Consider the following 25,885-nt stretch of genomic DNA (forward strand, 5'->3'; position numbering starts at 1 on the left):
CCTCAGGGCTGGGGCCGGCGCTCGCGCTCGTCCCAGCCGCCGATGGCCTCGCCGGCCGGGGGCGCATCCTCGTGCGGCGGCCGCACGGGGGTGCCGGCGAGCCGCAGCGTGCGCTCCAGCAGCACCTCGTAGATGGGCTTGCCGCCGAGGGCCTCGGCCACGAGGTTGGCGGTCACGCAGGTGAAGATGACCGGCACCAGCAGGTCGTAGGAGCCGGTCAGCTCGGCCACCAGCACCATGCCCACCAGCGGCGCTCGCACTGTCGCCGAGAACAGGCCGCCCATGGCGGCGACGCCGAGGGCCGCCACCAGGCCGGGGGGCAGGTGGAAGGCCACGTCGAGGAGCGTGCCGAACAGCACGCCCACCGCGGTGGCGAGGGCGAGGATGGGGGCGAAGATGCCGCCGGGGATGCCGGTGGAATAGCTCGCCATGGTCATGGTGAAGCGGATGACGACGATGCCGGCCAGCGTCAGGGCCGGCAGGCCCATGCCGGGCAGGGACACCGCCAGCAGCTCGCCGCCGGAGGTGGCTTCGGGCCGCAGGATCAGCAGCGGCCCGATGGCGGCGCCCACCAGCACCGGCAGCAGATAGGGCGAGACGGTGACGGCGAGGGCGCGGGCGCCGTCCAGCGCGGCGACCAGCGCGCGGTTGAAGGCGACCCCCAGCGCGCCGAGGATGGCCCCGAGCACGAGGAAGGCGGGAAGCCAGAGCAGCGGGACTTCCGCCACGTCGAGGCGCATGTCGGGACCGGTCCCGGCGATCATCTGAGTCGCCACGGCGCCGGCGGCGGAGCAGATGATGACGGCGCTGTAGGTGCGCAGGCCGTATGGAAACTGGCGGCGCGTTTCCTCGATGACGAACAGGATGGCGGCGAGCGGCGCGTTGAAGGCGGCGGCGAGCCCGGCGGCGGCGCCCGCGGCCAGAAGCCCGCGCCCGTCCCGCGTGCCCAGCCGGAACGCGTCGGACACCGCCTTGGCCACCGAGGCGCCCATGTGGATGGTCGGCCCCTCGCGCCCCGCCACCAGTCCGGAACCCAGCGCCAGCACGCCGGCCACGAACTTCACCGGCAGCACCCGTTTCCAGCGCAGGATGCGCAGGCCTTCGAGCGCGCCCTCGATCTCCTGCACGCCGGAGCCCGCCGCCTCCGGCGCGAAGGCGCGCACCAGCGCCACCGATAAGGTGACCATCGCCGCCGACACGCCGGCAAGCGCAAGATAGAGGACCGGCCCGTCGAGGTGCGGCAGCAGCAGGGACGGCCAGGTCCCGGCCTTGTCCGTCAGGAGATGGAACAGGGTGCCGAAGAAGCCGGCGACCGCGCCGACCAGCGCCGCGAGGGCGTAATAGACCCCGCTGGCGGGCTCGCGAGAGGTGTCGGGCGTCTCGTCGGGTGTCAAGCCGGACCTCGGGACTGGGGGGACGGCGCTTGCGCCGATCCCTCCAGCCTTAGCGGAGGCGGTGCGGGCGGAGCAAGGCATGCCGGGCATGGATCCTCCGCGTGCGGGCCTCAGGTCGCCTGGAACATGGGGGCCGAGGCCGGCCTCAGGGTGCGCGGGGCCTCCTCCCCGTGCAGGTGCAGGGTCCGGTCGTGGAGCGTGTGGAGCGTCGAGCGGTGGCCGATGGAGAGCAGCGTCGCCTGCGGCAGGCGCGCGCGCAGCAGGCGGTAGAGCGCCGCCTCTGAGGTCTCGTCCACGGCCGAGGTCGCCTCGTCGAGCAGCAGCACGTCCGGGGCATCCAGCAACGCGCGGGCGATGGACAGGCGCTGCTGCTCGCCGAGGGAGAGCATGTGCGGCCACAGGGCCTCCTCGCCGAGCCGCCCGGCGAGCGCGCCGAGCCCCACGGCGGTGAGCGCCTCGGCCATGCGCGCGGGCTCGATCTCCTCGGCCGGCCGCGGATAGGCGAGGGCGGCGTCGAGCCGGCCCACCGGCACGTAGGGCTTCTGCGGCAGCACCATCAGGCGGTGGCCGTCACGGCGTTCCACATTGCCCGAGCCGAATGGCCAGATGCCGGCGATGGCGCGCAGGAGCGTCGTCTTGCCGGCGCCCGAGGGGCCGGTGAACAGCACGCTCTCGCCATGCGCGATGGCCAGGTCGTCCATGGCCACCAGCGCCCCGCCGCCGGGCAGGCGCACGTCGAAGCCGCTGAGGGCGATGGCCGGTCCGTCGGCGCTGGCGCTGCCGGTGAAGGCGGGCTGGCCCGCGTCCGCCTGCGCCGCCGCGATGGCCGCCTCGAAGCCGGTGAGCCGGTTCACCACGGAGGTCCATTCGGCGAGCGTCACGTAGCTCGAGACGAAGAAGGAGAAGGAACCCTGCACCGAGGAGAAGGCGGAGGCCGTCTGCATGAGCTGGCCGAGCTGGATCTGCCCGGCGAAATAAGCCGGGGCGACCACCACGTAGGGGAAGATGGTGGAGATCTGGTTGTAGCCGGCGGTGAACCAGGTCAGGCGCTTCTGCGCCCGCATGAGATCAAAGAAGTTGCCCCAGATGCGGGTGAAGCGGCCTTCGAGCTTGCGGTCCTCGGCCCGGCCGCCGTCGAGCAGGGCGATCTGCTCGCCGTTCTCGCGCACCCGTACGAGGTCGACGCGGAAGTCGGCCTCGTAGCGCTGCTGGTCGAAATTGAGCCGCACCAGCGGCCGGCCGATGAAATGGGCGATGAGCGTGCCGAAGAGGGAATAGATCAGCGCGGCCCAGAACAGGTAGCCGGGAACGTTCAGCTGGTGGCCGAAGATCGGGATCGCCAGCGGGCCGGACAGGTTCCACAGGATGATGCTGAAGGAGACCAGAGACACCACCGTGCCCAGGAGGCCGATGCCCACCGATATGGTGCGGTTGACGAACAGCTGCACGTCCTCGGAGATGCGCTGGTCTGGATTGTCGGCCGCGTCGCCCGACAGGCGCAGGCGGTAGTGCACGTTGTCGGTGAGCCAGGCGCCGAGATAGCGCCGCGTCAGCCAGCGCCGCCAGCGGATCTCCAGCCATTGCTTGAGATAGACTTGGTAGACGGCCACCACGATGGCGCCCGCCGCCAGCCCGCAGAAGATGAGGAGCTGCGTCTTGAAGGCCGGGAAGTCCTTGTCCTGGATGGCATTGTAGAAGGCCACGTTCCACTCGTTCAGGAGGACGGTGGCGAACACCCAGGCGAGCTCAAGGGCGATGACGGCGGCGAGCAGGCCGATGGCGCTCCAGCGCTCCTCGCTCCTGAAATAGGGCACGGCGAGCCGGCGGATGTCGGCGAGAAGGTTGAGCAAGGCGCGCAAGGGGGCACTCTCCAGACACGGGCCGCGCAGCTTTGGCGCGGCCCGCATGGCGGAACCATGGCCGCCGCATGAACAATTGGAAAGGTGCCGAAGGGGAAGAGGGGTGAAGGGGCGGTTTCAGACGGACTTGAGATTTGTGTCTGTAAACTCAAGCAGGCCGATCCCAATCCCCTGCCGCTTTCGGCGCCGGCGGCAGGCGCGACGCCGCTCCGGCGTCTGGCGTGGCTGATCGAGGACCCGACGGATGCGGCGGTTCTCTACCGTTCCGGTATTACCGTGCGCATTCCCCGTCCGGCGCGGTTCGCCGGGCACAAGCTGATCCTTGCCCAGAAGCGCGGCGGCGACACCACCCGGCGCGCCAAGGACCTGGTGCAGGCGGGGGCGCTGATCGCGGCGTTGAAGGCGGCGGACCGGTTCGCCCTGTCCGACGCCTTCGAGGGCGCCTGCGCGCAGGGCGTCACCGGCCGGAAGCGCCCGGAGGAGCGCTCCCTGGCGGAACTCGGGCCGACGCCGGACGACCTGGGGGCCTGATTTGGCTGCCCGAATTGGTGACCTGAGCCGTCCGCTCAGGCCTTCTTCACGAATTCGGTGCGCAGCACGAGGCCCTTCACCTTCTCGACCTTGCAGTCGATTTCCTCCGGATCGTCGGTGAGGCGGATGCCCTTGACCAAGGTGCCGCGCTTCAGGGTCACCGAGGTGCCCTTCACCTTGAGGTCCTTGATGAGGGTGACGTTGTCGCCGTCCTTGAGGATGGCGCCGTTGGCGTCCTTCACGTCCACTCAGACCTCCTTGGCCAGGTTATGCGCCATGTCGCGCAGGCGGAACTTCTGGATCTTGCCGGTGGAGGTCTTCGGGATCTCGTCGAACACCACGTGGCGCGGGCACTTGTAGGCGGCCAGATGGGTCCGGCAATGGGCGATGATCTCCTCCGCCGTGGCGCTCATGCCCTCGCGCAGCTCCACGAAGGCGACCGGAGTCTCGCCCCACTTCTCGTCGGGCCTTGCCACCACCGCCGCCGCGCTGACCGCCGGATGCTTGTAAAGGGCGTCCTCCACCTCGATGGAGGAGATGTTCTCGCCGCCGGAGATGATGATGTCCTTGGAGCGGTCCTTGAGCTGGATGTAGCCGTCGGGATGCTTCACCCCGAGGTCGCCCGAATGGAACCAGCCGCCTTCGAAGGCCTTGTCGGTGGCGGTCGGGTTCTTCAGGTAGCCCTTCATCACCACATTGCCGCGGAACATGACCTCGCCCAGGGTCGCGCCGTCGGCGGGGACGGGGACCATGGTTTCCGGGTCCAGCACGTCGAGGGCCTCGAGGGCGCCGTAGCGCACCCCCTGGCGGGCCTTGCGGATGGCCCGCTCCTGCGCCGGCAGCGCATCCCACCCGGCATGCCATTCATTCACCACGGAGGGGCCGTAGACCTCGGTCAGCCCGTAGACGTGCACCACGTTGAAGCCGGCATCCTGCATGGCGGCGAGCACCGCCTCGGGTGGCGGGGCGGCGGCGGTGATGAAATCCACCTTGTGCGGCAGGGGCCGCTTGTCGGCGTCCGGCGCGTTGAGCAGCGTCGACATGACGATGGGGGCGCCGCACATGTGCGTGACCTTGTGGTCGGCGATGGCGTCGAAGATGGGCTTGGCCCGCACCTGCCGCAGGCACACATGGGTGCCCGCCGCCAGCGTGATGGACCAGGGGAAGCACCAGCCGTTGCAGTGGAACATGGGCAGCGTCCACAGATAGACCGGATGCTTGCCGAGGGCGCAGGTGACCACGTTGCCTACCGCCAGAAGGTGCGCGCCGCGATGGTGATAGACCACGCCCTTGGGGTCGCCCGTAGTGCCGGAGGTGTAGTTGAGGGCGATGGCGTCCCACTCGTCGTCCGGCGTCCTCCAGGCGAAGTCGGCGTCGCCGGTGGCGAGGAAGTCCTCGTATTCCATGGTGCCGACGCGATCGCCCTTGCCGGTGAATTCCGGGTCGTCATAGTCGATGACCACGGGCTTGCGCACCGCCATGGCCAGGGCCGCCTTCATGACCGGGGAGAATTCCCGGTCGGTGATCAGCACCTTGGCCTCGCCATGGTCGATGGTGAAGGCGAGGATGGCGGCGTCGAGGCGGGTATTGAGGGAGTTCAGCACCGCGCCCACCATGGGTACCCCGTAATGGGCTTCCAGCATGGCGGGGGTGTTGGGCAGCATCACCGCGACCGTGTCGTTCTTGCCCACCCCGAGCTTGGCCAGGGCGGAGGCGAGCCGGCGGCTGCGGGCGTAGAAATCGCGGTAGGTGCGGCGCAGCTGGCCGTGGATGACGGCGGTGTGATCGGGAAACACGCTGGCCGCCCGCTCCAGGAAGCCCAGCGGGCTGAGCGGCTGGTGGTTCGCCGGATTGCGGTCGAGATGCAGGTCGTAGATGCTGCTGCCGGTCATCTGGTCCCCCGGGATGCAAGTCTTGTGGCGTCTCTTGTGGCGCCGTCGAAATTCCGGTCGAATGCGCGGGCGAACGTAGCCGAGCCCGGCAAGCCGGCGCAATCGGCCCCGCGCGCGACGAAAGTCTCACGTCGCGGTCGCGCATCGGGCCGGCGTCGCGACCAACGTCTTACGCATTTGTGCGAACTTGCGTCGTGAATAGCTGACCGGGCACTAACCACAATAAAGAACAGTGACGAGGGAGACGTCCATGTCTGATGCCGGCACGAGCCGCTACGGCGAAACCTATGCCGCCTGGAAGGCCGACCCGTCCGCCTTCTGGGGGCCGCGGCGCAGAACATCGACTGGACGAAGCCGCCCGAGGCCGTCTTCGATCCCGAGGCCGGGGTCTATGGCCGCTGGTTTCCCGACGCGACCGGCAATGTCTGCCACAACGCCCTCGACCGCCACGTGGCCGCCGGCCGCGGCGACCAGGCGGCGCTGATCTACGACAGCCCGGTCACCGGCACCAAGCGCACCCTCACCTATGCCGAGCTGCTGGGAGAGGTGGGCGCCCTCGGCGCCGTCCTCCAGGATCTCGGCGTCGGCAAGGGCGACCGGGTGCTCATCTACATGCCCATGGTGCCGGAGGCGATCGCCGCCATGCTGGCCTGCGCCCGGCTCGGCGCCATCCATTCGGTGGTGTTCGGCGGCTTCGCGGCGAAGGAGCTGGCCACCCGCATCGAGGATGCCGAGCCGAAGGTGATCCTCGCCGCCTCCTGCGGCATCGAGCCCAACCGGGTGGTGCCCTACAAGCCGCTGCTCGACCTCGCCATCTCCATGTCGGCGGTGAAGCCGGAGGCCTGCCTCGTCCTGCAGCGCGCGCAGGGGCCGGGAACGCTGGTCGCGGGCCGCGACCATGACTGGGCGACCGCCTGCGCCGCCGCGACCGCCGCCGGCAAGAGCGCGTCCTGCGCCGATGTCGCGGCCACCGATCCGCTCTATATCCTCTACACCTCCGGCACCACCGGCCTGCCCAAGGGCGTGGTGCGCGACACCGGCGGCTACATGGTGGCCCTCGCCTGGAGCATGAAGAACCTCTACGGCATCAAGCCCGGCGAGGTGTTCTGGACCGCCTCGGACATCGGCTGGGTGGTGGGGCATTCCTACATCGTCTACGGCCCGCTCATCCTGGGCGCGACCACCCTCGTCTATGAGGGCAAGCCGGTGGGCACGCCGGACCCCGGCGCCTTCTGGCGCGTGATCGAGGAGCACAAGGTGGTGGCGCTGTTCACCGCGCCCACCGCGCTGCGCGCCATCAAGAAGGAAGATCCGGACTGCGCCCTGAAGCAGGGCCGCGACCTCTCCCGCTTTCGCACCCTGTTCCTCGCCGGCGAGCGCGCCGACCCGGACACGGTGGTCTGGGCCCAGCAGCAGCTGAAGGTGCCGGTGGTGGATCACTGGTGGCAGACCGAGACCGGCTGGGCCATCGCCGCCAACCCGGTGGGGCTCGGCCTCCTGCCGGTCAAGCTCGGCTCGCCGACCGTGCCCATGCCCGGCTACGACGTCCAGATCGTCGACGAGGCGGCCAAGCCCCTGCCGGCGGGCACCATGGGCTCCATCGTGGTGAAACTGCCGCTGCCCCCCGGTTGCCTGCCGACCCTGTGGCAGCAGGACGACCGATTCGTCGAGAGCTACCTCGTCGAGTATCCCGGCTACTACAAGACCTCGGACGCCGGCTTCATGGACGATGACGGCTATGTCTTCGTCATGGGCCGCACCGACGACATCATCAACGTCGCCGGCCACCGCCTGTCCACCGGCGGCATGGAGGAGGTGCTGGCCTCCCATCCGGACGTGGCCGAGTGCGCGGTCATCGGGGTGAAGGACGAACTCAAGGGCGAGGTGCCCTGCGGCTTCGTGGTGCTCAAGGCCGGCGAGCGGCGCGCCCACGCGGTGATCGAGAAGGAACTGGTCGGCCTCGTGCGCGACCGCATCGGCCCGGTCGCCGCCTTCAAGCTGGCGGTCACCGTGGACCGCCTGCCCAAGACGCGCTCGGGCAAGATCCTGCGCGGCACCATGAAGAAGATCGCCGATCACGACCCCTGGTCCATCCCCGCCACCATCGACGATCCGGGGGTGCTGGAGGAGATCGAAGGGGTGCTGAAGTCGCGCGGCATCGCCTGACGGCTCACGGGCGTCAAGCCACCGGCCTCGAAACCTTGCGTGAAGCGCCGTGCCCTCCGGGCGCGGCGTTCTCGTTTCCGGGCGGCGCCGCCGGTGCCGGAGCGTTGATAGCGAACGCGTGACGCGATCCGCGTGCGGTGCAAGCGGATCGGCGCATGCCCTACGGGCTGCGACCGCCGCCGCGCGACGGCTCGAAGCACGTATAGCCGATGAAGCATTGCGGGTTGTCCCTGGTCGGGACCCATTCCGGCCGGGTGTCCTGGTCGTAGACGCAGAAGCTGCGATCGCGGACGTAGCGGTCGTACAGGGTGCGGGACGTCGCCAGCAGGGCCTCGCCGCGGGTCCGCACCAAGTCCGCGGCCTGCCCGCAGGTGAGGGTGATGCTGGGGGTCTGGGCCAAAGCGCCGCCGGCGCCCGCCAGCAGCAGCGCACCCGTCACCACGGCAATCTTCTTCATGGCACCTCTCCGCTGGACCCTGGGCGAGCCGCCCGGCACTCCGCCGGCGGGGTCTTTCGCGCCCGTCGACACGCCCCCCGGATAGCTGGGGCGCGGCGCTCGATATCACAAGGCCCGGCCCACGCGCGCACGTTCAACGGAAGTTGTTGTCGCGGGTGGGCACGTAGCAGGTGTAGCCGATGAAGCACTGGGGATTGTCCCTGGTCTTCACCCATTCCGGCTTGAGCTGCTCGAAACCCGAGCAGAAGCGCAGCTCGCGCACGTAGCGGTCGTAGAGGTTGGGGCCCGTCCCCAGCACGATGGCGCCATGAGCTGCGACGAGGCCGGCCGCCTCGCCGCAGCTCATGGCGAGGGTGTCCGGCCGCGCCTCGGCGAAGCCTGTTGCCGCGAGCAGCGCAATGATGGCCGCGGCGCCCGTCGCGGCCGGCCCGGCATTCAGCGGGGTCGACCGGCGAGCGAATCGGAATAGTTGCATCTCGGAGACCTTTGCAGACGCGCCTTCCGCCCCGTTGGAAGCATCCCTTACCTCACCTGAACGACGGCTGAAGGCCCTGTGTTTACAATCTATTTACCGCTGGGAGCGGCGCGGGGGCATTTTCGGCGCGCGATTTTGGGGACTCGCGATGGATGGCGGTAGCGTGATAGGATTTCGGCGTTTGGTTGTGCTGTTTTGGGTCGACTGTGGCAGGAATGTTACGGCATTTGGATCGGACCCCTGCTAGATAGATCCCACTGGACGAAATGACTCGTATCTAGCGTCTGCGTATCGAAACAAATTCGCCCAAAAGCGTAATTTACCCAAGCAAGGGGGTTGGTCATGAAGCGGTTCCTTCTCGCCACTGTCGCGCTGGCGGCGCTCTCGGCTCCGGCCGCGGCTGCTGACCTGGCGACGAAGTACCCGGTCAAGGCAGTGCCGGTTCCGGTGTTCTCTTGGACCGGTTTCTACATCGGTGCCAACGTTGGCTACGGTGGTGATTCCTTCAGCTACGACGTGAACCTGGCCGGCGTGCCGTTCGCCGACGCGAGCATCACCTCGTCGGGCTTCTTCGTCGGTGGCCAGATCGGCTACAACTACCAGTTCGCCAACAACGTCGTGCTCGGCCTTGAGACCGACCTGCAGTGGTCGGACATCTCCGGCACCGTCGACGCCTCCGTGCTCGGCCTGCCCGTCGCCAGCTTCGGCTCCTCGGTCGATTACTTCGGCACGATCCGCGCTCGCCTCGGCTATGCCATCGACCGGTTCCTGCCCTACATCACCGGCGGCGTGGCCTACGGCAAGACCAGCACCGACCTGACTGTGCTCGGCGTCCCGCTGTTCTCGTCCTCGTCCACCAACTGGGGCTGGACCCTCGGTGCCGGCGGCGAGTTCGCGGTCACCAACAACTGGACGTTCAAGGCGGAATACCTGTACGTCGACCTCGGCAGCAACGACCTGAGCCTGGCGGCCCTCGGCATCCCGGCCACCATCAGCAACGACACCAAGTTCCACACCTTCAAGGCTGGTGTGAACTACAAGTTCTGATCGAAGCCTCGCTTCATCTCAGAGCCCGCTGCTTCGGCAGCGGGCTTTTTGTCGTTCAGCCGCCATCTTCAGCCCAGGCGCGGGCCTCTCCAGCCTTCGCGTTTCCCGCCTTGGCGCTCGTCCGGATCCGTGCCGGGTCTGTTCGGGAAGCCGCCGCCGGGTCCGCCGCCGATGGACAGGGCGCGGCCGGGCCCCGAGCCCGCGCTCCACGGTGCGGGTCGCTGAACGGCCCGCTGGTCCCGCGTTTTCCCGGCCGCCCGCGTTGCACGCCCGCCCCGGGGTGATCTAGTTTCGCCTCATGAGTGACGACATCCCGTTCAATCGCGATTTCGATGTGCCGTCCGGCCGGGTAGACCAGGTCTCGCCCCTGGTCCGGCGTATCGTGGCGCCGAATCCCTCGCCCTTCACCTTCACCGGGACCTGCTCCTACATCGTGGGACGCGGCCAGGTCGCCATCCTCGATCCGGGGCCGGACGACCCGGCCCACGTGGCCGCGCTGCTCGATGCCGTGCGCGGCGAGCAGGTGACACACATCTTCGTCACCCACACCCACCGCGACCATTCCCCCGCCGCCCGCGCCATTCAGGCCGCGACCGGCGCCGTCACGGTCGCAGAAGGCCCGCACCGGCCCGCCCGCCCGCTCGCGCGGGGCGAGGTGAACCCGCTGGATGCGAGCGCCGATACGGATTTCCGGCCCGATATCGTGCTGGCCGACGGAGCCGCCGTTGCCGGCGCCGGCTGGACCCTGACCGCCCTGGCGACGCCCGGGCACACCGCCAACCACCTCGCCTTCTCCCTCGCCGAGGACGATCTCCTGTTTTCCGGCGACCATGTGATGGCCTGGGCCACCTCCATCGTCGCGCCGCCGGATGGCGCCATGGGCGACTATATCCGGTCGCTGGAGATCCTCGCGGCGCGGCCGGAGCGCATCTATCTGCCCGGCCATGGCGGCCCGGTGACCGACGCGCCCGCCTTCGTCCGCGACTATCTCGACCATCGCCGGGCGCGCGAGGCGGCGATTTTGCGGGCGCTCGACCGGGAGGTGGAGACCATTCCCGACCTCGTGCGCGGCATCTATATCGGCCTCGACCCCCGCCTCGTGGGTGCCGCCTCGCTGACCGTGCTGGCGCATCTCGAGCATCTGGTAGAGAGCGGCCGCGTGGTCACCGAAGGCGCTTCGGCCCTCGACGGCCGCTTCCGTCGCGCCGCCTGAAAGGGCCGGCGCATGCGGTGCCTCCCGTCCTGCGGGGCCGTGCCGGCCTCCGGCCGGAGGCGATGAGGCCATGTGCGGGCGCTTCGTCCAGCATGGCGCGCCCATCGCCTATGCGGCGCAATTCGGTGTCGACTCCCTGGCGGAACCCCTGCCCAACGCGCCGCCGCGTTTCAACGCGGCGCCGACGCAGGACCTGATGGTGGTGCGCCGGCACCCCGAGACCGGAGCGCGCCACCTCTCGGTGCTGCGCTGGGGGCTGGTGCCGTCGTTTTCGAAGGATGCGTCGGGCGGCGCGCGGCTCATCAATGCGCGCGCCGAATCCGTTGCCGAGAAGCCGTCGTTCCGGGCCGCCTGGCGGGCCCGCCGGCGCTGCATCGTGCCGGCCGAGGGTTTTTATGAATGGCCGCCCGGAGCGAAGGTGCGCCAGCCCTTCTTCATCGGCCGGGACGACGGGCGTCTGCTGGCGCTCGCCGGCCTGTGGGAGGGTTGGAAGGACCCCGCCACCGGCCATTGGCTGAGGACCTTCAGCATCCTCACCTGCGCCGCCGACCCGCGCCTGCGCCCCCTGCACGGGCGGATGCCGGTGATCCTCGCGGAAGAGGACATCGCCGCCTTCCTCGGGGAGGGCGACCCGCGCGCGCTGCTGCGGCCCTATCCCGGCGGGGACCTCGCCATCCGGCCGGTCTCTCTCCGCGTCAACGCGGTGCGCAACGAGGGGGCGGACCTCATGGCGCCGCTCGCGGGGGAGACGGCGGCCGCCGCCCTGCGGCTTCTGGAGGGCGCGGCCTGAAGCGGCGCCGGCGTGGCTGCGCCGCGTGCCGGGGGTCAGCGCTTGCGGCGCTCGGTGGCGAGGTCGGCCATCAGGCTTTCGATGCGCTGGGCGTTGGTGCCGAGGTCGTGGATGCCGTAGCGCGCGGCGGAGCGCGCATCGACCCGTGCCCCCTTGGGGGTCGGCCGGATGCGGATCACCACGTCGCTGCGAAACCCCATCAGCGGCGATTCGGCCACCGCCTCGATCTGCCCGTCGCGGCGCGTGCCGCGCGGCGGGATGGCATCCAGGATGCGCCAGTGCCGCTTCTGCACCAGTGCGAGCACGGCGTTGAACGCCTCCTCGGGCGTGGCGCTCAGGTCCACCGGCTTGATTCCCGGATATGCGAGGCGCTGTGCCGTCGCCGCCTCCGTGCCGGGATATTGCAGCGGATTGGATTCGCGCGGATGCGCCAGGGCGAGGCCACGGAAGCGCGGCGGATCGGCGGAATCGGTGGTGATGTCGGTGAGGCGCGGCAGCATCATGCCGCGCGCGAGCACGGCGGCGGGGCCCGCGAGGACCGCGACCGCAATGGCCACCGCGGCGATGGCCCGGCCGATGCCCAGCCAGCCGGTTTCCCAGGTGATGAAGAACGCCACCGTCCCCAGGATCGCCGCGAGCAGCGCGAGGCCGAGACCCGCCGCCAACGTCACCACCGCCGGGGTGAAGTCGAGCAGGCCGGTGCGGTAGAGGATCGCCGAAAGCGCCACCACCGGCAGGCAGAACAAGGCGAGGCGAAAGCTCCACCGCGCCAGCGGTGAAAAGCGCTCCTCGGCATAGAGACGGCGTCTGATCATGCTCTCGCCCGTCCGCGTCCTTCCTTTGCCGCGCCTGACCTTGAAAATTGGGATGCGCGCTCGCCGGGATCGCGGCGTGGCCCGGCGGGAACGTATCCTATCTAGACCGCGTTTTCACGCCCCGGGAAAGAGGCGGCATCGCCCGGGCCGAGCAGCCGGTCGGGAAGCTCGTCCACGGTGTCGATGACGAGATCGGCCTCGGAAAGCAGGTGCTCCACCGGCATGGGACCGCTGCGCACCAGGATGAAGCGCGCCCCGGCGCCGCGCGCGGCGGCAAAATCGTGGGCACTGTCGCCGATCACCGCCACTTGGCCGGGGCGATGGCCGAAGCGCTCGGCGAAGGCCCGGACCATGCCCGGCGAGGGCTTGGAGCCGAAGCCGGAATCGTAGCCGTGCACCGCCGTCAGGAGGTGCGAGAGGCCGAGCGCCTCCGCCTGCCGGTGCGCGCTCGCCTCGGCGTCGTTGGTCACGATGCCGAGGTCGAGCCCCGCCGCCTTCAGCCGCGCGAGCGCTGCCTGCGGACGACCGATCGGTGTGAGATGGAGCAGGCCCGCCTCGGCGAAGAGCTGATCGATGCGCGCAAGAAAGGCCGCCGTCGCCGGCTGGCCCACCGCCTCCGCCCAGAGCGGGCCGTAATGGGCGGACGACCCCGACACCAGCGGGGAGGTGGGCAGGAACCGGCTCTCGTCCGGCAGATAGTGGCTGACCGCGGCCAGCCGGTGCTCCGCCTCGGCGCTGCCGCCGGCCACTGCGCGGATGACCGCGCCGGCCGCACGGCCCCACGTGCGGTTGAAATCGATGAGGGTGCCGTCCTTGTCGAACAGCAGCGCGGTCAGGTCTTGCATGGCACCAACATCGCCGCGCGGGCGCCTCGGGTGAGCACCGGCCCGCCGTATCGACCGGGCACCGAAGCTTCTCTACTATCATCATCATGCCTTCGCGACGACCTGCGCCGCCGCGCCATCCCCCCTTGCGCCGTCTTGCCGGAGCTGCGGCCCGCCGCGTGTCCCCGTTCGCCTTCTGGCAGCGTTCCGCCGGGGTGTCGCTGGCGCTGCTCCTGCTCGCGGGCGCGGCCGCCGCGGCACAGGCCCCGGCGCCCCTGCCGCCCAAGCGGCCGGCCGGCCCCGCGACGATGGCGCCGCCGCCCTTGCCGCGTCCCCTGCCGCCGCGCGCCGCCTGGGCCCGCCCGGCGCCGCTGCCACCGGCCCGCCCGGCCGAACTGGATGCGCTGCGCGCCGAGGACGAGGAAGCTGAGGAGAGCCAGGCGCAGGAGCGCGTGGCTCCGGAGGTCGGCGCAAAAGTCGCGGCCCTCCCGGCGCAACGCGCGCCCGCTTTCGCTCCGTTGCCGCCCCGCCGCGCGGCGCCGGAGGCGACGCCCGCCCCCGAGGCTCCGGCAGAGGGAGAGGAGGCGCCGGCGGACGTCATCACCGCGCCCGTCGCGCTCGCCCCGGCCTGCGCCGAGCTGGTGGCGGAGGGGGCGATGCTCGCGACGCTGGAGAAAGACATTCCGCCGAACGGCAGCTGCGGCCTGCCCCAGCCCGTCCGGCTCTCCGGCGTGCGGCTGGCCGATGGCCGCATGGTCGCGCTGAGGCCGGCGGCGATCGTGGCGTGCGAGGTGGCGGCAGCCTTCACGGCGTGGATGCGCGAGGACGTCGGCCCGGCGGTGGCGGCCCTCGGCAGCGAGCTCAGCGCGGTGCAGATCGCCGCCTCCTACGACTGCCGCCCGCGCAACCGGGTCGCCGGCGCGCGCATGAGCGAGCACGGCCTCGGCAAGGCGGTGGACGTGGGAGGCTTCGAGCTGGCCGACCGGCGGCTGATCAAGGTGGAGAAAGGTGGCCTGCCGCGCCTGCTGCGCGTCGGCATGAAGGACAGCGCCTGCCGCCGCTTCGCCACCGTGCTCGGCCCCGGCTCGGACGGCTATCACGAGGACCACGTCCATGTGGATCTCGCCGTGCGCAAGCGGGACTACAAGCTGTGCCGCTGGGACCTGGACGCCGGCGCGGTGGTGGCGCGCAAGAAGGAGGCGGCCCCGGCGGCCGGCGCAAAGCCCGCCGGCGCGAAGGGGGAGAAGGCCGGCGACGAGGCGGCGCCCGCGGCGGCGCCGGCTCCTGTCGCGGAGGCACAGCCCTCAGGCCCCGCAAAACCCGCGGCGCGGTAGGCCGGGACGGGCCGGTCAAGACCCCGCCGCGAGAGCAAGACCCGCCGAGGGAGCAAGACCCGCGCCCGGAAGGACCGGCGCCCCCTTTCCCCCCGGCTGCCAGCAAGTCCGGCCCGCCCGCCCGGTCGGCGAGCCAAGCGGCTGCGCGGCCAATGCGCCATTCAGCCGAGGCGCTGCGCGTCGCGGTCCGCATCAGCGGGCGGAGGGGTGGGCTCATTGCCGGCACAAAAGAAAAAGGCGCGGGATACCCGCGCCTTTTCATCCAGATCCCGGCCCTTCGGATGCGCGATCAGAGAACCACCACTTCGGAGCCCACCGGCACCCGGCTGTAGAGGTCGATCACATCTTCGTTCAGCATCCGGATGCAGCCGGAGGAGATGGCCTGCCCGATATATTCCGGCTGGTTGGTGCCGTGGATGCGGAACAGGGTGTCCTGGCTGCCCTGGTAGAGGTAGAGGGCGCGGGCGCCCATGGGATTGTGCGGGCCGGGGCCCACATAGGAGGGCAGCCCGGCGATGCGCTGGTGGATCTCCGGCGTGGGGGTCCAGCTCGGCCATTCCGCCTTGCGGCCCACCTTGGCCTGGCCACGGAAGGCGAGGCTTTCTTCGCCGACGGTCACGCCGTACCGGATCGCCTTACCATTCCCTTCCACGTAGTAAAGGAACTTGTTCGGCGTATCGATGACTATGGTACCGGCCTTCTTGTTCGTCGGATACTCGACGAGGTGCCGGGCATACTCGCCCGACGGCTTCACATTTGGATAGGGCTTGTTCGCGAGAAGCTGCTTGTCTTTTGCCGTCATCGCCGATTCCGGCGCTGGCGCAAAGGTTCCCGACACGCAGCCGCTGAGCATCAAGCCCGTCAGCAATGCCCCGACCGCCCGCCACATCATGTTCGCCTCTTTATACTCTGCCTTGTCACGCAAGGTGGATTCGATCCCGCTCCGTCTGAATTAACCGAATGTCCGCCGTGCTTGAAGTGTCGAGGTCGTGAGGACTGTCGGCTTATGCGAGAGCGTTGCAGAAATGCCGCACCGGCTCACCTTTCGTCAGGGGATTCGGAGTTTCGCAAGCATTTGGGCTCCTACTCTCGGTATGACCCCGGAGAAGTCGCATCGGTTGCACAGTTTTGACGCAGTCGATGGCCATCTCTGAGGGGTCACGCGAAGGTGCCGCATCATCATAAGCGCACCACACAGGAGAAGGACATGTCTACCGAACAGCCGTCGCAGGGGCTCAGCACCCGGGTGGAATCGGATCTGAAGCGTCAGGCGCAGAGCCAGCAGTGGCGGGATATCGGGATCTCGGCCGTCGCCGCAGCTGCCCAGCAGGCGAGCGAGAAGCGTCTCGCCGAGACCAAGGGCGGCGGAGAGCCGAACCGGGTGGTGACCCTCAAGGACATCGACCACCTCGCCGCCTGAGCCGGCGGATGCGGCACGACCCAGTTCCGGCGCGGGGGCCGGGGCGGGGTGCCATTGAGACGGGGACCCCCGGCGACAGCCGGCGGCCATTCCCTCGGCGACGGGGCCGGGCTAGAAGGCCCTACATCCCGCTGGGAACCGCCGCATGATCCTCGCCAACGTTGCCGCCGAAGGAAGTCTCCGGGTTGTTCCCGTAACGGAAGGGCACATCCCGGCGGAAACCGTGTGGCTCGATCTCGTCTCGCCCACCGAGGCGGACGACGCCCTCACGGAAGCTTTCGCGGGTATCTCGGTCCCGACCCGGGAGGAGATGGGCGAGATCGAGCAGTCGAGCCGCCTCTACATGGAAGGCGGCGCGCGCTATATGACCGCCTCCGTCCTCTGCGGCGCCGATACCGAGACGCCGGTCATGCTGGCGGTCACCTTCATCCTCTCGGGCGGACGGCTCATCACCGTCCGCTACGGCGAGCCCAAGGCCTTCCCCACGGTCGCCGGACGGCTCGGCAAGGCCTGCCCCGCCGGCATCACCGGGGAGGCGCTGCTGATCGAGCTCCTGGAAGCGATCGTGGACCGCGCCGCCGACGTGCTGGAGCAGATCGGCTCGGACGTGGAGCGCATTTCAAAGCGCATCTTCGACCGCTCGCAGGGCCGCGAGAACTCCAATCAGCGCTACCGCGCCATCCTCTCCCACATCGGCCGCAAGGAAGGCCTCGTCTCCTATGCGCGCGAGAGCCTCGCCTCGCTCCAGCGCCTGCTGTCCTTCCTCGGCACCGAGACCGACGGGGCGACGGTGACCAAGGATGCGAAGGCTTCGGTCAAGTCCATGAGCCGCGACGTGGCGGGCCTGTCCGACTACGCCAACTTCCTCGGCGACAAGCTGCAGTTCCTGCTGGACGCCACCATCGGCATGGTGGGCCTCGAGCAGAACAACATCATCAAGATCTTCGCGGTGCTCTCGGTGGTGCTCATGCCGCCGACGCTGATCGCCTCCATCTACGGCATGAACTTCCAGCACATGCCGGAGCTTGACTGGACCTACGCCTATCCGGCGGCGCTGGTGGGCATGGTGATCTCGGGCATCCTGCCCTACCTCTTCTTCAAGTGGCGGCGCTGGCTGTAGGGGCCGGCCCGCCAGCGCGGGGCCGGGCGGACCCGCTCACACGTGCTGGCCGCCGTTGATGTGGATCTCCGCGCCGTTGAGGTAGGACGAGGCCTCGGTGCACAGCACGTAGACGATCTTCGCCACCTCGTCGGGCGTGCCGAGGCGCTGCATGGGGATCTGCGCCACGATTTTGTCCGTCCCCGGCGAGAGGATGGCGGTGTCGATCTCTCCCGGCGCGATGGAATTGACGCGGATGCCGCGCCGGCCGAAATCCGACGCCATCTCCCGCGTCAGCGCCGCCAGCGCGGCTTTCGAGGTGGCATAGGCCGCCCCCGCGAACGGATGCACCCGCGAGCCGGCGATGGAGGTGACGTTCACCACCGAGCCCTGCGCCTTCTCCAGCTCCGCCGACAGCCCCCGCGCCAGCATGATGGGCGCGAAGAAGTTCACCTGGAACACATCCACCCAGGTCTCCAGGTCGGTGTCGAGGGTGCCGAGCCGCGCGCCGCCCTCGCCCTTGGGGGAAATGGCGGCGTTGTTGACCAGGGCATGCAGCTTGCCGTCCGGCAGGCGGTCCTTGACCTCGTCGATGGCGGCCTTGGTGCTGGCCGGGCTCGACAGGTCCACCTGGATGTGGTCCTCGGGCCCCGCCCCCAGGGGCACTGCTCGGGGAAGGCGTGGCGCGAGCAGGAGATGACACGCCACCCTGCGGCGGAGAAGCGCTTCACGGTGGCATGCCCGATGCCCCGCGAGGCCCCGGTGAGGAGCATGATGCGCGGCGGCTGGTCGGGTGCGGTGGTCATGGCTTCGCTTTCAGGACGCCCGTGCACGGAACGCGCCGCGGGCAGGGCTTCTCGGGCGGATCAGGGAAAGAGTCGCGTCTTGCTCCAGGGCGTTCCTTCCCCCTCGCGCCGGAAGACCACGCGGTCGTGCAGGCGGAAGGGGCGGTCGTGCCAGAATTCGACGGCCACGGGCAGAATGCGGAAGCCGGTCCAATGGGACGGCCGCGGGACGCTGCCGATGGCGTATTTCGCCGTCGCCACCGCCACCGCGGCCTCCAGCGCGAACCGCCCTTCGAGCGGCTGCGACTGGGTGCTCGCCCAGGCGCCGATCTGCGACAGGCGCGGGCGGGTGGCGAAATAGGCGTCGGCCTCCGCATCGCTCACCTGTTCCACCGGGCCGCGCACCCGCACCTGCCGGCGCAGCGACTTCCAGTGGAAGACGAGGGCGGCCTTGGGGGTGGCGGCGAGCTCGCGGCCCTTGGCACTGCCGGTGTTGGTGAAGAAGACGAAGCCGCGTTCGTCGAGCCCCTTCAGCAGCACCATGCGCGCGTCCGGCAGGCCGTCGGGATCGACGGTGGCGAGGGTCATGGCGTTGGGATCGTTCGGCTCGCTCTTCTCGGCCTCGGCGAGCCAGTCGGCGAACAGGCGAAAAGGTTCGCCGGCTTGCGTGAAATCACCGGATGTTAAGGGGTTCTGGGCTTCCATGGTCGTGCTCGTGGTCATGTGGGAGCCCCTCGTGTCTCGCCGTTCGCGCGCTGCCTCTGCGGGCCGCTGCATCTCCTTATATAGAAGTCTCACCCGCGTGCGCGAAGGCCTCGGCCTCTTCCCGGCCGCATGGCTTGTGGTCGCGGCCCTCGGCGGCTGCTCGACGGTGGGGGCCATGGACGAGGAAACGCTGGTCACCGGCTCCGTCCGGCCGACCCCTGCCGCCTACCACGTGCCGGAGGGCGCGGCCCCCTCCGGGGTCTCCGCCGGGGACTGGGCGCAGGCGAAGATCGCCCTTGACCAGGCCCTCGCCGCGCGCAGCAAGGACGCCTCCATCCCCTGGGAGAACCGCGACAGCGGGGCGCGCGGCACCGCCACCCCCATCGGCACGGCGCGCGGCTCGGGATGCCGCGACTTCATGATCTCGCTGGTGGACGGCAAGGCCGCGGACCGCTGGATCCAGGGCGAGGCCTGCAAGGGCCGCTCGGGCACCGTTTTGTCCCAGGTGCGGGTGCTCGGCCGGGTTTGAGGACGAAAACCGCCCCTCCGGAACGAAAAGCCGTCGCCTGCGGCAGCTGCGCTGTTGCATTTTTGTCGGCGCGAACCACATTTCCGATGCGGCCGGCCGCCTGAGCGCCGGCCGGCGAGGTGAGATTTCATGCGTGATCCTTACGACGTCCTCGGGGTCTCGAAGACCGCCGACGAGGCCGAGATCAAGCGCGCCTATCGGCGGCTGGCGAAAAAGCTGCATCCCGATGCCAACGCCTCCGATCCCAAGGCGCAGGACAAGTTCGCCGAACTGAATACCGCGCACGAGATCCTGGAGGACAAGGAGAAGCGTGGCCAGTACGACCGCGGCGAGATCGACGCCGAGGGTAAGCCGCGCGCGCCGGACTTCTCCGGCTTCAGCGGCGGCGGGCCGCGGCGCGGGCCGGGCGGCTTCTCCGGCTTCGACGGCGACACGATCTTCGAGAGCTTCTCCTTCGGTCCCGAGGGCGTGCGCCGCGGCGGGCCGCGCGGTGGCGGCGGCTTCGAGGACGTGGGCGACCTGTTCGGCTTCGGCCGCCAGCGGCGATCGGCCGGGGGCGGCTTCGCCCCGACGCCCGGCGCCGACATGGAGATCACCCTTCCCGTCTCCTACGAGGAGGCGACGGCGGGGGCCTCCAAGCGGGTCGGCCTGCCCAACGGCAAGCAGATCGACATCAAGATCGCCCCCGGCACCCGCGAGGGGCACCGCATGCGGCTGAAGGGCCAGGGCGAGGCGAGCCCCATGGGCGGACCGTCCGGCGATGCCTACGTCTCGGTGACATACGCGCCCCACGCGGTGTTCGAGCGGGACGGCGACGACCTGCGCCACAGCCTGGACGTGCCGCTGCCCGACGCGGTGCTGGGCGCCAAGGTGCGGGTGCCGACCCTGACCGGCGCGGTCGAGCTGGCGATTCCCGCCTGGACCTCGGGGGGGCGCACCTTCCGCCTGCGCGGCAAGGGCCTGCCCACCGCCACGGGCGGACACGGTGATCTTCTGGTGAAGGCCAACATCGTGCTGCCCAAGGCGCAGGACGAGGAACTGGAAGCGCTGATGAAGAAGCTGCGCGAGGCCGCCGCCCAGGACTGATCAGTATTCGGCGGGGTTCCTCCTAAGCGACCGTTATGCCCGGCCTCGTGCCGGGCCCTGACGGGTGCAGGCGGGCGCACCGCCTTGCCGGCCGGACCGCGCCGCCGCCGGCGGATCGGACCGGGTCTGTGGCGCCCGGCGTCGCCTTGGGCAGCGGCGGCGCCGGACTGCCGGCTTTTCAGGCAGGCGCCGGCGCTCTAAAGTCCGCGCCCCGAACTCCGGCCGGCGGGTTGACCCATGTTTCTCGAGCTGCAGAACCTCTATTTCGAAGACCTGACCCTGGGTCGCACCGAACGCATGTCGAAGACCGTGTCGTCCTCCGACATCGTCGGCTTCGCCGAGCTCACCGGCGACCGCAATCCCATCCACCTGTCGCAGCACTTCGCGGCGAAGACGCCGTTCGGCGGCCGCATCGCCCACGGTCTGTACACCGCGAGCCTGATCTCCGCCGTGCTCGGCACCCGGCTGCCGGGGCCGGGCGCGGTCTACATCTCCCAGACCCTGAACTTCCGCGCGCCCGTGCGCATCGACGACACGGTGGAGGTGGAAGTGCGGGTGGTGGAGCTCATCCCCGAGCGATTCCGCGCGCGCCTCTCGTGCTTCTGCACGGTGAAGGGCGAGGTGGTGCTCGACGGGGAGGCGTGGGTGAAGGTGCCATCCTCGGGCGCGCGGAAGGTTGCATCCCCCTGAGGGGGCGTCCACCTTCCCCGTGCTGCCCGCCGATGAGGGGATGACATGTTCGAGTCCGTGAAATTCGAGCACCACCTGGACAAGGCGGACTTCAAGGCGCTTGAGCCCAGCCTGCGCGAGGACCTGCTCAATGCCCAGTTCCAGCTGATCGACCAGAAGCGGCGCAGCCTGCTCGTGCTGATCCATGGGCCGGACGGGTCCGGCAAGGGCGGCGTGCTGAACCGTCTCTACGGTTGGCTCGACGTGCGCAAGGTGCAGACGCTCACCTTCGACATGCCGTGCGCGGAGGAAGACCGCCCGCCCATGTGGAAATACTGGCGCGAGCTGCCGCCTTTCGGCCAGATCGGCGTCATGCTCGGCTCCTGGTACCACGCCCCCCTGTGCAGGCGGGCGCTGGGCGAGATGGGGCGGGCCGACTTCATCTCCGCGCTTCAGGAGATCCAGCGCTTCGAGGCCATGCTCCACTCCGAGGGCGTGAGCCTGCTGAAGATCTGGCTCTATCTCGACGACGAGGAGGCCCGCCGCCGCCTGAAGGCGCTGACCAAGGGGGCCTGGCAGCGCCCCGTGGTGCGCGAATGGGCCGAACTGGGTGGAGCCGGGGCGCGCAAGCGGCTCTACGAGGCATCCGAGGAGGCGGCCCGCGCCACCTCCACCGAGATCGCCCCGTGGCACGTGGTGCCTGCGGCCGACGTGGACTATCGCGACGCCATGGCGGGCAGCCTGCTGCTGGAGACGCTGCGCGCGATCGCCGCCGAGCCGGAGCCGGCCCCGCAGCCGCTGCCGCCCAACCCGACCCGGGTGCCGGGCGCCCTTCCACCCTTCTCCATCCTGTCCACCCTCGATCTGTCGCAGAGCCTGACGCCGGCGGAGTATGAGGCGCAGCTCGCCCGGGAGCAGAATCGCATCACCCGCCTGACCAATTCCCCCGCCTTCGGCCGCGCCGGCCTGGTGGTCGCGTTCGAGGGGTCGGACGCCGCGGGCAAGAGCTCCACCATCATGCGCCTGCGCCGGGCCCTGGATCCGCAGCGCTTCCGCGTGCATCCCATCGCCGCCCCCACCGACGAGGAGCGGGCGCGGCCCTATCTGTGGCGGTTCTGGCGACATATTCCCCAGCACGGGCGCACGGTGATCTTCGACCGCTCCTGGTACGGCCGGGTGCTGGTGGAGCGGGTGGAGGGGCTGTGCGGGCCCGACGACTGGGGCCGCGCCTATGGCGAGATCAACGATTTCGAGGACCAGGTCTCGCAGGCCGGCTATGTGGTGGTGAAGTTCTGGCTCGCCATCAGCGAGGCGGAGCAGGCCCGGCGCTTCGAGGAACGCGAGTCCATCGCCTACAAGCGCTTCAAGCTGACCCCGGAGGACTGGCGCAACCGCGGGAAGTGGCCGCTCTACGACGCGGCGGTGACGGAGATGGTGGACCGCACCTCCACCCGCACCGCGCCGTGGGTCCTGGTGGAGGCGGAGGACAAGCATTTCGCGCGGGTCAAGGTGCTGAGGACCATCGCCGACCGGCTGGAAGCCGCCCTGGGATAGGGGGAGCGGGGCGAGGCGGGACGGCTTGCCACCGGACCTTATGCGACGAGGACGGCCGCGCCGAGCCGTTCACGCGGGTGACCTGTCGCCCCGGTGATCGCCCGCCGCGCGGATCTCCCCTCCCGCCGGGACTGAGCGGCCGGGGGCCTGCCAGACCTCGCCGGGATGGAGCGGCAGGAACCGGTCCGGCGCGATGCCGGCCGCGGCGAGCGCGCCGGCAAGGGCGTGCTTCGGGGCGTCCTGCGCTTCGTCGGTGAGGCGGAAGGTGCCCCAGTGGATGCCGAGCGCCTGCGCGGCGCCGGTATCCTCGAGGATCTGCACTGCCTCCTGCGGATTGGCGTGCTGCGCCGCCATGAACCAGCGCGGCTCGTAGGCGCCGATGGGCAGGATGGCGAGGCGCGGCGCGCCGTGGCTGCGCCGCAGGGCGCGGAAGATCTCGCCCGATCCGTAGCCGGTATCCCCCGCGAAGTAGATGGCGCCCTCCGGCGTCTCCAGCACGAAGCCGCCCCATAAGGCGCGCCGCCGGTCCTTCAGCGTACGCGCCGACCAGTGGTAGGCCGGGTGGATCACGGCGGACACGTCCTGCGACAAGGCGAAGCGCGCGCCCCAGTCGCCGGTGTCGATGGCCTGTCGCGGCAGCGCGCGGGCGAGGGGCATGTCGTTGCCGATGGGGGCGAGGATGCGCGGGCGATGTTCCCGCCACAGGCGCCGCAGGCTGGCGAGGTCCAGATGGTCGTAATGGCTGTGCGAGACCAGCACCCAGTGGATCTTCGGCAGCGCCGCGAAGGGAATGCCCGGTGCGGTGAAGCGCTTCGGCCCGAGGAAGGGCAGGGGCCCCGCGCGCTGCGACCAGACCGGATCGGTGAGGATGTTGAGCCCGGCGACCTGGATCAGCAGGGTGGCGTGGCCGACCATGCTCACCCGAAGGCCGGAGGTGACGGCGGACGGCGGCGCATCGACCGCCAACGGCAGCGTCGGCACGGCGGGCCAGGCGCCGCGCTCCCGGCGCTCGCGGCGCCAGCGCAGCAGGTCGCCTAGCGACCTGTCGGTGGGAGGATGGTCCGGATTGAAGAAGCGCTCCCCGTCGAAATGGTCCGAGGGCGCGCCGTGATGATAGGGGCGGGACATGGCGCCAATCTAGAGCGCGATCCGAGCAAATGGCATCCATTTGCTCGGGAAAAGACCCTCTCCCCCCAGGCCGCCGCGCGCATCGGCAAACGCTCGCGCAGGAGCACGGGGAGATGCCGTGCGTGCGGGACGCCGTGCTTGCGGAAAGTGGCTGGGGCGCCTGGATTCGAACCAGGGGATGGGGGAATCAAAATCCCCTGCCTTACCACTTGGCTACGCCCCAACGCGGCGGCGGACCATATAGGCGAGCACGCCGCCTGTCCACGCATCCGCGCGGCGGATGCGTGGCCTGTTTGAGCATCCGCGCGGCGGGTGCGCGGCCTGCTTGAGCATCCGTGCGGCCGCCCGGTTGCGACGGGGCCCTTGCGCCGGCGTTTTCCCTGCGCGTCGCCCGCCGACGCGTGGGGTGGGATCTCGGACATCGTGCCCGGGTCCGCCGATGGCGGGGCGCCGGGCGTCGCGTTCGACGCCGCTTTTCGGCCCCGCTCGCGTGCTTTTTTCCGACCGGGTCCCTAAGATGGAACCTGCACGCGCCGCGCCGTTCCGCGCAGCTCTCCCGGAGATCAGCGCAATGAAATTGCGCACCGTCTGCTTCTGCCTCGCCCTCGCGGCGACCCTGCCTGCCGGGGCTCCCGCTTTCGCTCAGGCCACCACCCCCTCCAGCACCACGCCCGCGGTCCCGCCGGCGGCTAAGCCCGCCACGGCGCCGGCCAAGCCGGCCGGCGATGCCGCCAAGGGCACCACGGCGGGCACCACGGCAACCCCAGCTCCGGCCAAGCCGGCCCAGTCGCCCGCGCAGGCGGCCCTGCATCAGCGCCAGACGACGTGCGGGGCGGAATGGCGCACGGCGAAGGAGGCCGGCAAGATTCCCGCCGGCCAGACCTGGCCGAAATACTGGAGCGCGTGCAACACGCGCCTCAAGGCCCAGGGCAAGTAGGGGCGGGATCGATCGCGCCGGCCGTCAGCTGCCGGAAAAGCGCGGCGCCCGCTTCTCGGCGAAGGCGCGCCGCCCCTCGCGATAGTCCGCGCTCGCATTGGCGAGCGCGGTGGCGCGCCGCGCGTCGGCCAGAAGCGCGGCCGCCCCCGTTTCGGCGGCGCGGATGGCGAGCTTGGCGGCCTTCAGCGTGAGCGGCGCGTTTTCGGAGATGCGCTGAAGGATGCGGTCGGCGGCGGCGTCCACTTCGGCGGGCGACGCGATCGCATCCACCGCGCCGAGCGCATGGGCGCGGGTCGCGGGCAGCCGGTCGGCGGTGAAGAAGAGCTGCCGGGACCCCTGGCTCCCGAACACGCGCAGGACGCGGCCCATGCCGCGCGGGTCGTAGCCGAGGCCGAGCCGGGCGGCCGGGATGGCGAAAAAGGCGTCGTCGGCGGCGATGCGCATGTCGCAGCTGGCCGCGAGCGCGGCGCCCGCCCCCACGCAGGCCCCACGCACCAGGGCGACGGTGGGAAAGGGCAGGCTTTCCAGCGCCGAGCAGGCGCCTTCCACCAACTCGTCATAGCTCTGGGCGCCCGAGGCATCCGAGCGCGCGGTATCGAAATCGGAGATGTCGGCGCCGCCGGAGAAAGCAAGGTCACCCGCGCCGCGCAGCACCGCCACGTGGATGTCGGTGCGGCCGGCCGCCTCCTGCGCGAACGCGCTCAGCGCCCGCCACATTGCGCTTGAAATGGCGTTGCGCCGTTCGGGATTCGTCAGGACCAGTCGGGCGATGCCGCCCTCGACGGTTATGGCGATGCTGCCGGCCACACTTCATCTCCCCGGTTGCGCCGGATCGGGACCAGCTGGCCGGCGGTCACTGCCCGACCGTATCGCCCCGATCTTCGCCGGCCCGCGGCACGGTGCGCCGCTGGGCCGCCTTCCGGTCTAAACGGATCGCGTCGGGGAGGAAAGCCCGCCGAAGCTGAGGCGGTGCCCGCAAGGGCCTTCGCCGGGCGAACCGGGCCGCGAGCGGGCATCGGCGATGGGGCGCGGGGAAGGCGAGGGGCGAGGTCTGGAAACGCCTGTACGAGGGTTCCCGGGGTGGCGCCGTAACGCCACCCCGTTCCCCAACGGGCGCCGGTCAGGGCTTGGCACCCGAAGCGCGCAGACGGCTTCGCGAAGCTCCAGATCTCCATC

24 protein-coding genes, 1 tRNA gene and 2 pseudogenes are annotated in these 25,885 nt (G+C 70.3%); 13 read left to right on the forward strand and 14 right to left on the reverse strand.

What is annotated here, in order from left to right; all coding sequences use genetic code 11:
* Nucleotides 1–2: 2 nt before the first annotated feature.
* Together clcA and EZH22_RS09560 are read right to left on the reverse strand one after the other, a co-directional pair.
* Nucleotides 3–1,394, reverse strand: coding sequence for a H(+)/Cl(-) exchange transporter ClcA (clcA, locus tag EZH22_RS09555; RefSeq protein ID WP_231711402.1), 1,392 nt, complete (start codon nt 1,392–1,394; stop codon nt 3–5).
* A 110-nt stretch (nt 1,395–1,504) separates the two neighbouring features.
* Entirely contained in the window at nt 1,505–3,253 is a 1,749-nt protein-coding gene (locus EZH22_RS09560) for an ABC transporter ATP-binding protein/permease (protein WP_203195411.1), read from the reverse strand.
* A gap of 84 nt (nt 3,254–3,337) precedes the next feature.
* On the opposite strand from EZH22_RS09560, the gene EZH22_RS09565 reads away from it, so the two are divergent.
* Nucleotides 3,338–3,784: a GSU2403 family nucleotidyltransferase fold protein gene (locus EZH22_RS09565; RefSeq protein ID WP_203195412.1), complete on the forward strand. Its 447-nt coding sequence runs from the start codon at nt 3,338–3,340 to the stop codon at nt 3,782–3,784.
* A gap of 35 nt (nt 3,785–3,819) precedes the next feature.
* Here EZH22_RS09565 and EZH22_RS09570 read toward each other — a convergent pair whose 3' ends face one another.
* Both EZH22_RS09570 and EZH22_RS09575 read right to left on the reverse strand, forming a co-directional pair.
* Nucleotides 3,820–4,032, reverse strand: a complete 213-nt coding sequence (locus EZH22_RS09570) for an alkylphosphonate utilization protein (RefSeq protein ID WP_012114481.1) — start codon at nt 4,030–4,032, stop codon at nt 3,820–3,822.
* The gene (locus EZH22_RS09575; RefSeq protein WP_203195413.1) at nt 4,033–5,676 is read right to left on the reverse strand and encodes an acyl-CoA synthetase; all 1,644 of its coding nucleotides are present in this window, start codon (nt 5,674–5,676) and stop codon (nt 4,033–4,035) included.
* Nucleotides 5,677–5,926: 250 nt separating this feature from the next.
* Here EZH22_RS09575 and EZH22_RS09580 point away from each other — a divergent pair.
* Nucleotides 5,927–7,842, forward strand: a pseudogene (locus EZH22_RS09580) (propionyl-CoA synthetase).
* 160 nt (nt 7,843–8,002) lie between these two features.
* On the opposite strand, the gene EZH22_RS09585 reads toward EZH22_RS09580, so the two are convergent.
* Both EZH22_RS09585 and EZH22_RS09590 read right to left on the reverse strand, forming a co-directional pair.
* Nucleotides 8,003–8,299 carry a hypothetical protein gene (locus tag EZH22_RS09585; RefSeq protein ID WP_203195414.1) on the reverse strand — a complete coding sequence of 99 codons (297 nt, stop codon included), beginning with the start codon at nt 8,297–8,299 and terminating at the stop codon, nt 8,003–8,005.
* A gap of 133 nt (nt 8,300–8,432) precedes the next feature.
* Nucleotides 8,433–8,774 carry a hypothetical protein gene (locus tag EZH22_RS09590; RefSeq protein WP_231711403.1) on the reverse strand — a complete coding sequence of 114 codons (342 nt, stop codon included), beginning with the start codon at nt 8,772–8,774 and terminating at the stop codon, nt 8,433–8,435.
* Nucleotides 8,775–9,116: 342 nt separating this feature from the next.
* Here EZH22_RS09590 and EZH22_RS09595 point away from each other — a divergent pair, with 342 nt between their 5' ends.
* From EZH22_RS09595 to EZH22_RS09605, 3 genes are all read left to right on the forward strand, one after another.
* A complete protein-coding gene (locus tag EZH22_RS09595) occupies nt 9,117–9,821 on the forward strand; it encodes an outer membrane protein (RefSeq protein ID WP_203195415.1) in 705 nt (234 codons plus the stop codon).
* 298 nt (nt 9,822–10,119) lie between these two features.
* Nucleotides 10,120–11,034, forward strand: coding sequence for an MBL fold metallo-hydrolase (locus EZH22_RS09600; protein ID WP_203195416.1), 915 nt, complete (start codon nt 10,120–10,122; stop codon nt 11,032–11,034).
* Between the two features lie 70 nt (nt 11,035–11,104).
* The gene (locus EZH22_RS09605; protein ID WP_203195417.1) at nt 11,105–11,824 is read left to right on the forward strand and encodes an SOS response-associated peptidase; all 720 of its coding nucleotides are present in this window, start codon (nt 11,105–11,107) and stop codon (nt 11,822–11,824) included.
* Nucleotides 11,825–11,859: 35 nt separating this feature from the next.
* Here the strand turns inward: EZH22_RS09605 and EZH22_RS09610 are convergent, their stop codons facing one another.
* Together EZH22_RS09610 and EZH22_RS09615 are read right to left on the reverse strand one after the other, a co-directional pair.
* Nucleotides 11,860–12,639, reverse strand: a complete 780-nt coding sequence (locus EZH22_RS09610) for a DUF1499 domain-containing protein (RefSeq protein ID WP_203195418.1) — start codon at nt 12,637–12,639, stop codon at nt 11,860–11,862.
* Between the two features lie 101 nt (nt 12,640–12,740).
* Nucleotides 12,741–13,484, reverse strand: coding sequence for an HAD family hydrolase (locus tag EZH22_RS09615; protein WP_203195419.1), 744 nt, complete (start codon nt 13,482–13,484; stop codon nt 12,741–12,743).
* Between the two features lie 158 nt (nt 13,485–13,642).
* Between EZH22_RS09615 and EZH22_RS09620 the strand changes: the two genes are divergently transcribed.
* The gene (locus EZH22_RS09620) at nt 13,643–14,797 is read left to right on the forward strand and encodes an extensin-like domain-containing protein (RefSeq protein WP_203195420.1); all 1,155 of its coding nucleotides are present in this window, start codon (nt 13,643–13,645) and stop codon (nt 14,795–14,797) included.
* 289 nt (nt 14,798–15,086) lie between these two features.
* Here EZH22_RS09620 and EZH22_RS09625 read toward each other — a convergent pair whose 3' ends face one another.
* A complete protein-coding gene (locus EZH22_RS09625) occupies nt 15,087–15,689 on the reverse strand; it encodes a L,D-transpeptidase (protein ID WP_203195421.1) in 603 nt (200 codons plus the stop codon).
* Nucleotides 15,690–16,004: 315 nt separating this feature from the next.
* Between EZH22_RS09625 and EZH22_RS09630 the strand changes: the two genes are divergently transcribed.
* Nucleotides 16,005–16,217 carry a hypothetical protein gene (locus tag EZH22_RS09630; protein ID WP_203195422.1) on the forward strand — a complete coding sequence of 71 codons (213 nt, stop codon included), beginning with the start codon at nt 16,005–16,007 and terminating at the stop codon, nt 16,215–16,217.
* Between the two features lie 145 nt (nt 16,218–16,362).
* Nucleotides 16,363–17,337 (forward strand): magnesium transporter CorA family protein, encoded by a 975-nt coding sequence (locus tag EZH22_RS09635; RefSeq protein ID WP_203195423.1) that lies wholly within the window; start codon nt 16,363–16,365, stop codon nt 17,335–17,337.
* 36 nt (nt 17,338–17,373) lie between these two features.
* Here the strand turns inward: EZH22_RS09635 and EZH22_RS09640 are convergent.
* Together EZH22_RS09640 and pdxH are read right to left on the reverse strand one after the other, a co-directional pair.
* Nucleotides 17,374–18,089 (reverse strand): annotated as a pseudogene (locus EZH22_RS09640) (SDR family NAD(P)-dependent oxidoreductase).
* A 93-nt stretch (nt 18,090–18,182) separates the two neighbouring features.
* Entirely contained in the window at nt 18,183–18,824 is a 642-nt protein-coding gene (gene pdxH, locus EZH22_RS09645) for a pyridoxamine 5'-phosphate oxidase (protein WP_203195424.1), read from the reverse strand.
* A 79-nt stretch (nt 18,825–18,903) separates the two neighbouring features.
* On the opposite strand from pdxH, the gene EZH22_RS09650 reads away from it, so the two are divergent.
* The 4 genes from EZH22_RS09650 to pap all read left to right on the forward strand — a co-directional run bounded on the left by EZH22_RS09650 (nt 18,904) and on the right by pap (nt 22,644).
* Nucleotides 18,904–19,335, forward strand: a complete 432-nt coding sequence (locus EZH22_RS09650) for an RT0821/Lpp0805 family surface protein (protein WP_203195425.1) — start codon at nt 18,904–18,906, stop codon at nt 19,333–19,335.
* A 129-nt stretch (nt 19,336–19,464) separates the two neighbouring features.
* On the forward strand, nt 19,465–20,421 hold the full coding sequence (locus tag EZH22_RS09655) for a DnaJ C-terminal domain-containing protein (RefSeq protein ID WP_203195426.1): 957 nt from the start codon (nt 19,465–19,467) through the stop codon (nt 20,419–20,421).
* Nucleotides 20,422–20,658: 237 nt separating this feature from the next.
* Nucleotides 20,659–21,111 carry a MaoC family dehydratase gene (locus EZH22_RS09660; protein ID WP_203195427.1) on the forward strand — a complete coding sequence of 151 codons (453 nt, stop codon included), beginning with the start codon at nt 20,659–20,661 and terminating at the stop codon, nt 21,109–21,111.
* 45 nt (nt 21,112–21,156) lie between these two features.
* Complete coding sequence (gene pap, locus EZH22_RS09665) at nt 21,157–22,644, forward strand: polyphosphate:AMP phosphotransferase (protein WP_203195428.1); 1,488 nt, start codon at nt 21,157–21,159, stop codon at nt 22,642–22,644.
* Nucleotides 22,645–22,713: 69 nt separating this feature from the next.
* On the opposite strand, the gene EZH22_RS09670 is transcribed toward pap, so the two are convergent.
* Nucleotides 22,714–23,772, reverse strand: coding sequence for an MBL fold metallo-hydrolase (locus tag EZH22_RS09670; RefSeq protein WP_203195429.1), 1,059 nt, complete (start codon nt 23,770–23,772; stop codon nt 22,714–22,716).
* Nucleotides 23,773–23,920: 148 nt separating this feature from the next.
* Nucleotides 23,921–23,995, reverse strand: a tRNA-Gln gene (locus tag EZH22_RS09675).
* A 348-nt stretch (nt 23,996–24,343) separates the two neighbouring features.
* Here EZH22_RS09675 and EZH22_RS09680 point away from each other — a divergent pair.
* Nucleotides 24,344–24,709: a hypothetical protein gene (locus tag EZH22_RS09680; protein ID WP_203195430.1), complete on the forward strand. Its 366-nt coding sequence runs from the start codon at nt 24,344–24,346 to the stop codon at nt 24,707–24,709.
* A gap of 24 nt (nt 24,710–24,733) precedes the next feature.
* On the opposite strand, the gene EZH22_RS09685 is transcribed toward EZH22_RS09680, so the two are convergent.
* Nucleotides 24,734–25,516, reverse strand: a complete 783-nt coding sequence (locus EZH22_RS09685; RefSeq protein ID WP_203195431.1) for an enoyl-CoA hydratase-related protein — start codon at nt 25,514–25,516, stop codon at nt 24,734–24,736.
* Between the last annotated feature and the right edge of the window lie 369 nt (nt 25,517–25,885).

The organism is Xanthobacter dioxanivorans, assembly GCF_016807805.1.
Classification (GTDB): domain Bacteria; phylum Pseudomonadota; class Alphaproteobacteria; order Rhizobiales; family Xanthobacteraceae; genus Xanthobacter; species Xanthobacter dioxanivorans.

What these genes read in the sequence shown, in the direction of transcription:
- pdxH (WP_203195424.1), bottom strand. Translation starts at nt 18,824, where the DNA reads ATGACCACGAGCACGACCATGGAAGCCCAGAACCCCTTAACATCCGGT.
- EZH22_RS09660 (WP_203195427.1), top strand. Translation starts at nt 20,659, where the DNA reads ATGTTTCTCGAGCTGCAGAACCTCTATTTCGAAGACCTGACCCTGGGT.
- EZH22_RS09575 (WP_203195413.1), bottom strand. Translation starts at nt 5,676, where the DNA reads ATGACCGGCAGCAGCATCTACGACCTGCATCTCGACCGCAATCCGGCG.
- EZH22_RS09655 (WP_203195426.1), top strand. Translation starts at nt 19,465, where the DNA reads ATGCGTGATCCTTACGACGTCCTCGGGGTCTCGAAGACCGCCGACGAG.
- EZH22_RS09635 (WP_203195423.1), top strand. Translation starts at nt 16,363, where the DNA reads ATGATCCTCGCCAACGTTGCCGCCGAAGGAAGTCTCCGGGTTGTTCCC.
- EZH22_RS09670 (WP_203195429.1), bottom strand. Translation starts at nt 23,772, where the DNA reads ATGTCCCGCCCCTATCATCACGGCGCGCCCTCGGACCATTTCGACGGG.
- EZH22_RS09605 (WP_203195417.1), top strand. Translation starts at nt 11,105, where the DNA reads ATGTGCGGGCGCTTCGTCCAGCATGGCGCGCCCATCGCCTATGCGGCG.
- EZH22_RS09585 (WP_203195414.1), bottom strand. Translation starts at nt 8,299, where the DNA reads ATGAAGAAGATTGCCGTGGTGACGGGTGCGCTGCTGCTGGCGGGCGCC.
- EZH22_RS09600 (WP_203195416.1), top strand. Translation starts at nt 10,120, where the DNA reads ATGAGTGACGACATCCCGTTCAATCGCGATTTCGATGTGCCGTCCGGC.
- EZH22_RS09590 (WP_231711403.1), bottom strand. Translation starts at nt 8,774, where the DNA reads ATGCAACTATTCCGATTCGCTCGCCGGTCGACCCCGCTGAATGCCGGG.
- EZH22_RS09595 (WP_203195415.1), top strand. Translation starts at nt 9,117, where the DNA reads ATGAAGCGGTTCCTTCTCGCCACTGTCGCGCTGGCGGCGCTCTCGGCT.
- EZH22_RS09680 (WP_203195430.1), top strand. Translation starts at nt 24,344, where the DNA reads ATGAAATTGCGCACCGTCTGCTTCTGCCTCGCCCTCGCGGCGACCCTG.
- EZH22_RS09610 (WP_203195418.1), bottom strand. Translation starts at nt 12,639, where the DNA reads ATGATCAGACGCCGTCTCTATGCCGAGGAGCGCTTTTCACCGCTGGCG.
- EZH22_RS09625 (WP_203195421.1), bottom strand. Translation starts at nt 15,689, where the DNA reads ATGATGTGGCGGGCGGTCGGGGCATTGCTGACGGGCTTGATGCTCAGC.
- EZH22_RS09615 (WP_203195419.1), bottom strand. Translation starts at nt 13,484, where the DNA reads ATGCAAGACCTGACCGCGCTGCTGTTCGACAAGGACGGCACCCTCATC.
- pap (WP_203195428.1), top strand. Translation starts at nt 21,157, where the DNA reads ATGTTCGAGTCCGTGAAATTCGAGCACCACCTGGACAAGGCGGACTTC.
- EZH22_RS09630 (WP_203195422.1), top strand. Translation starts at nt 16,005, where the DNA reads ATGTCTACCGAACAGCCGTCGCAGGGGCTCAGCACCCGGGTGGAATCG.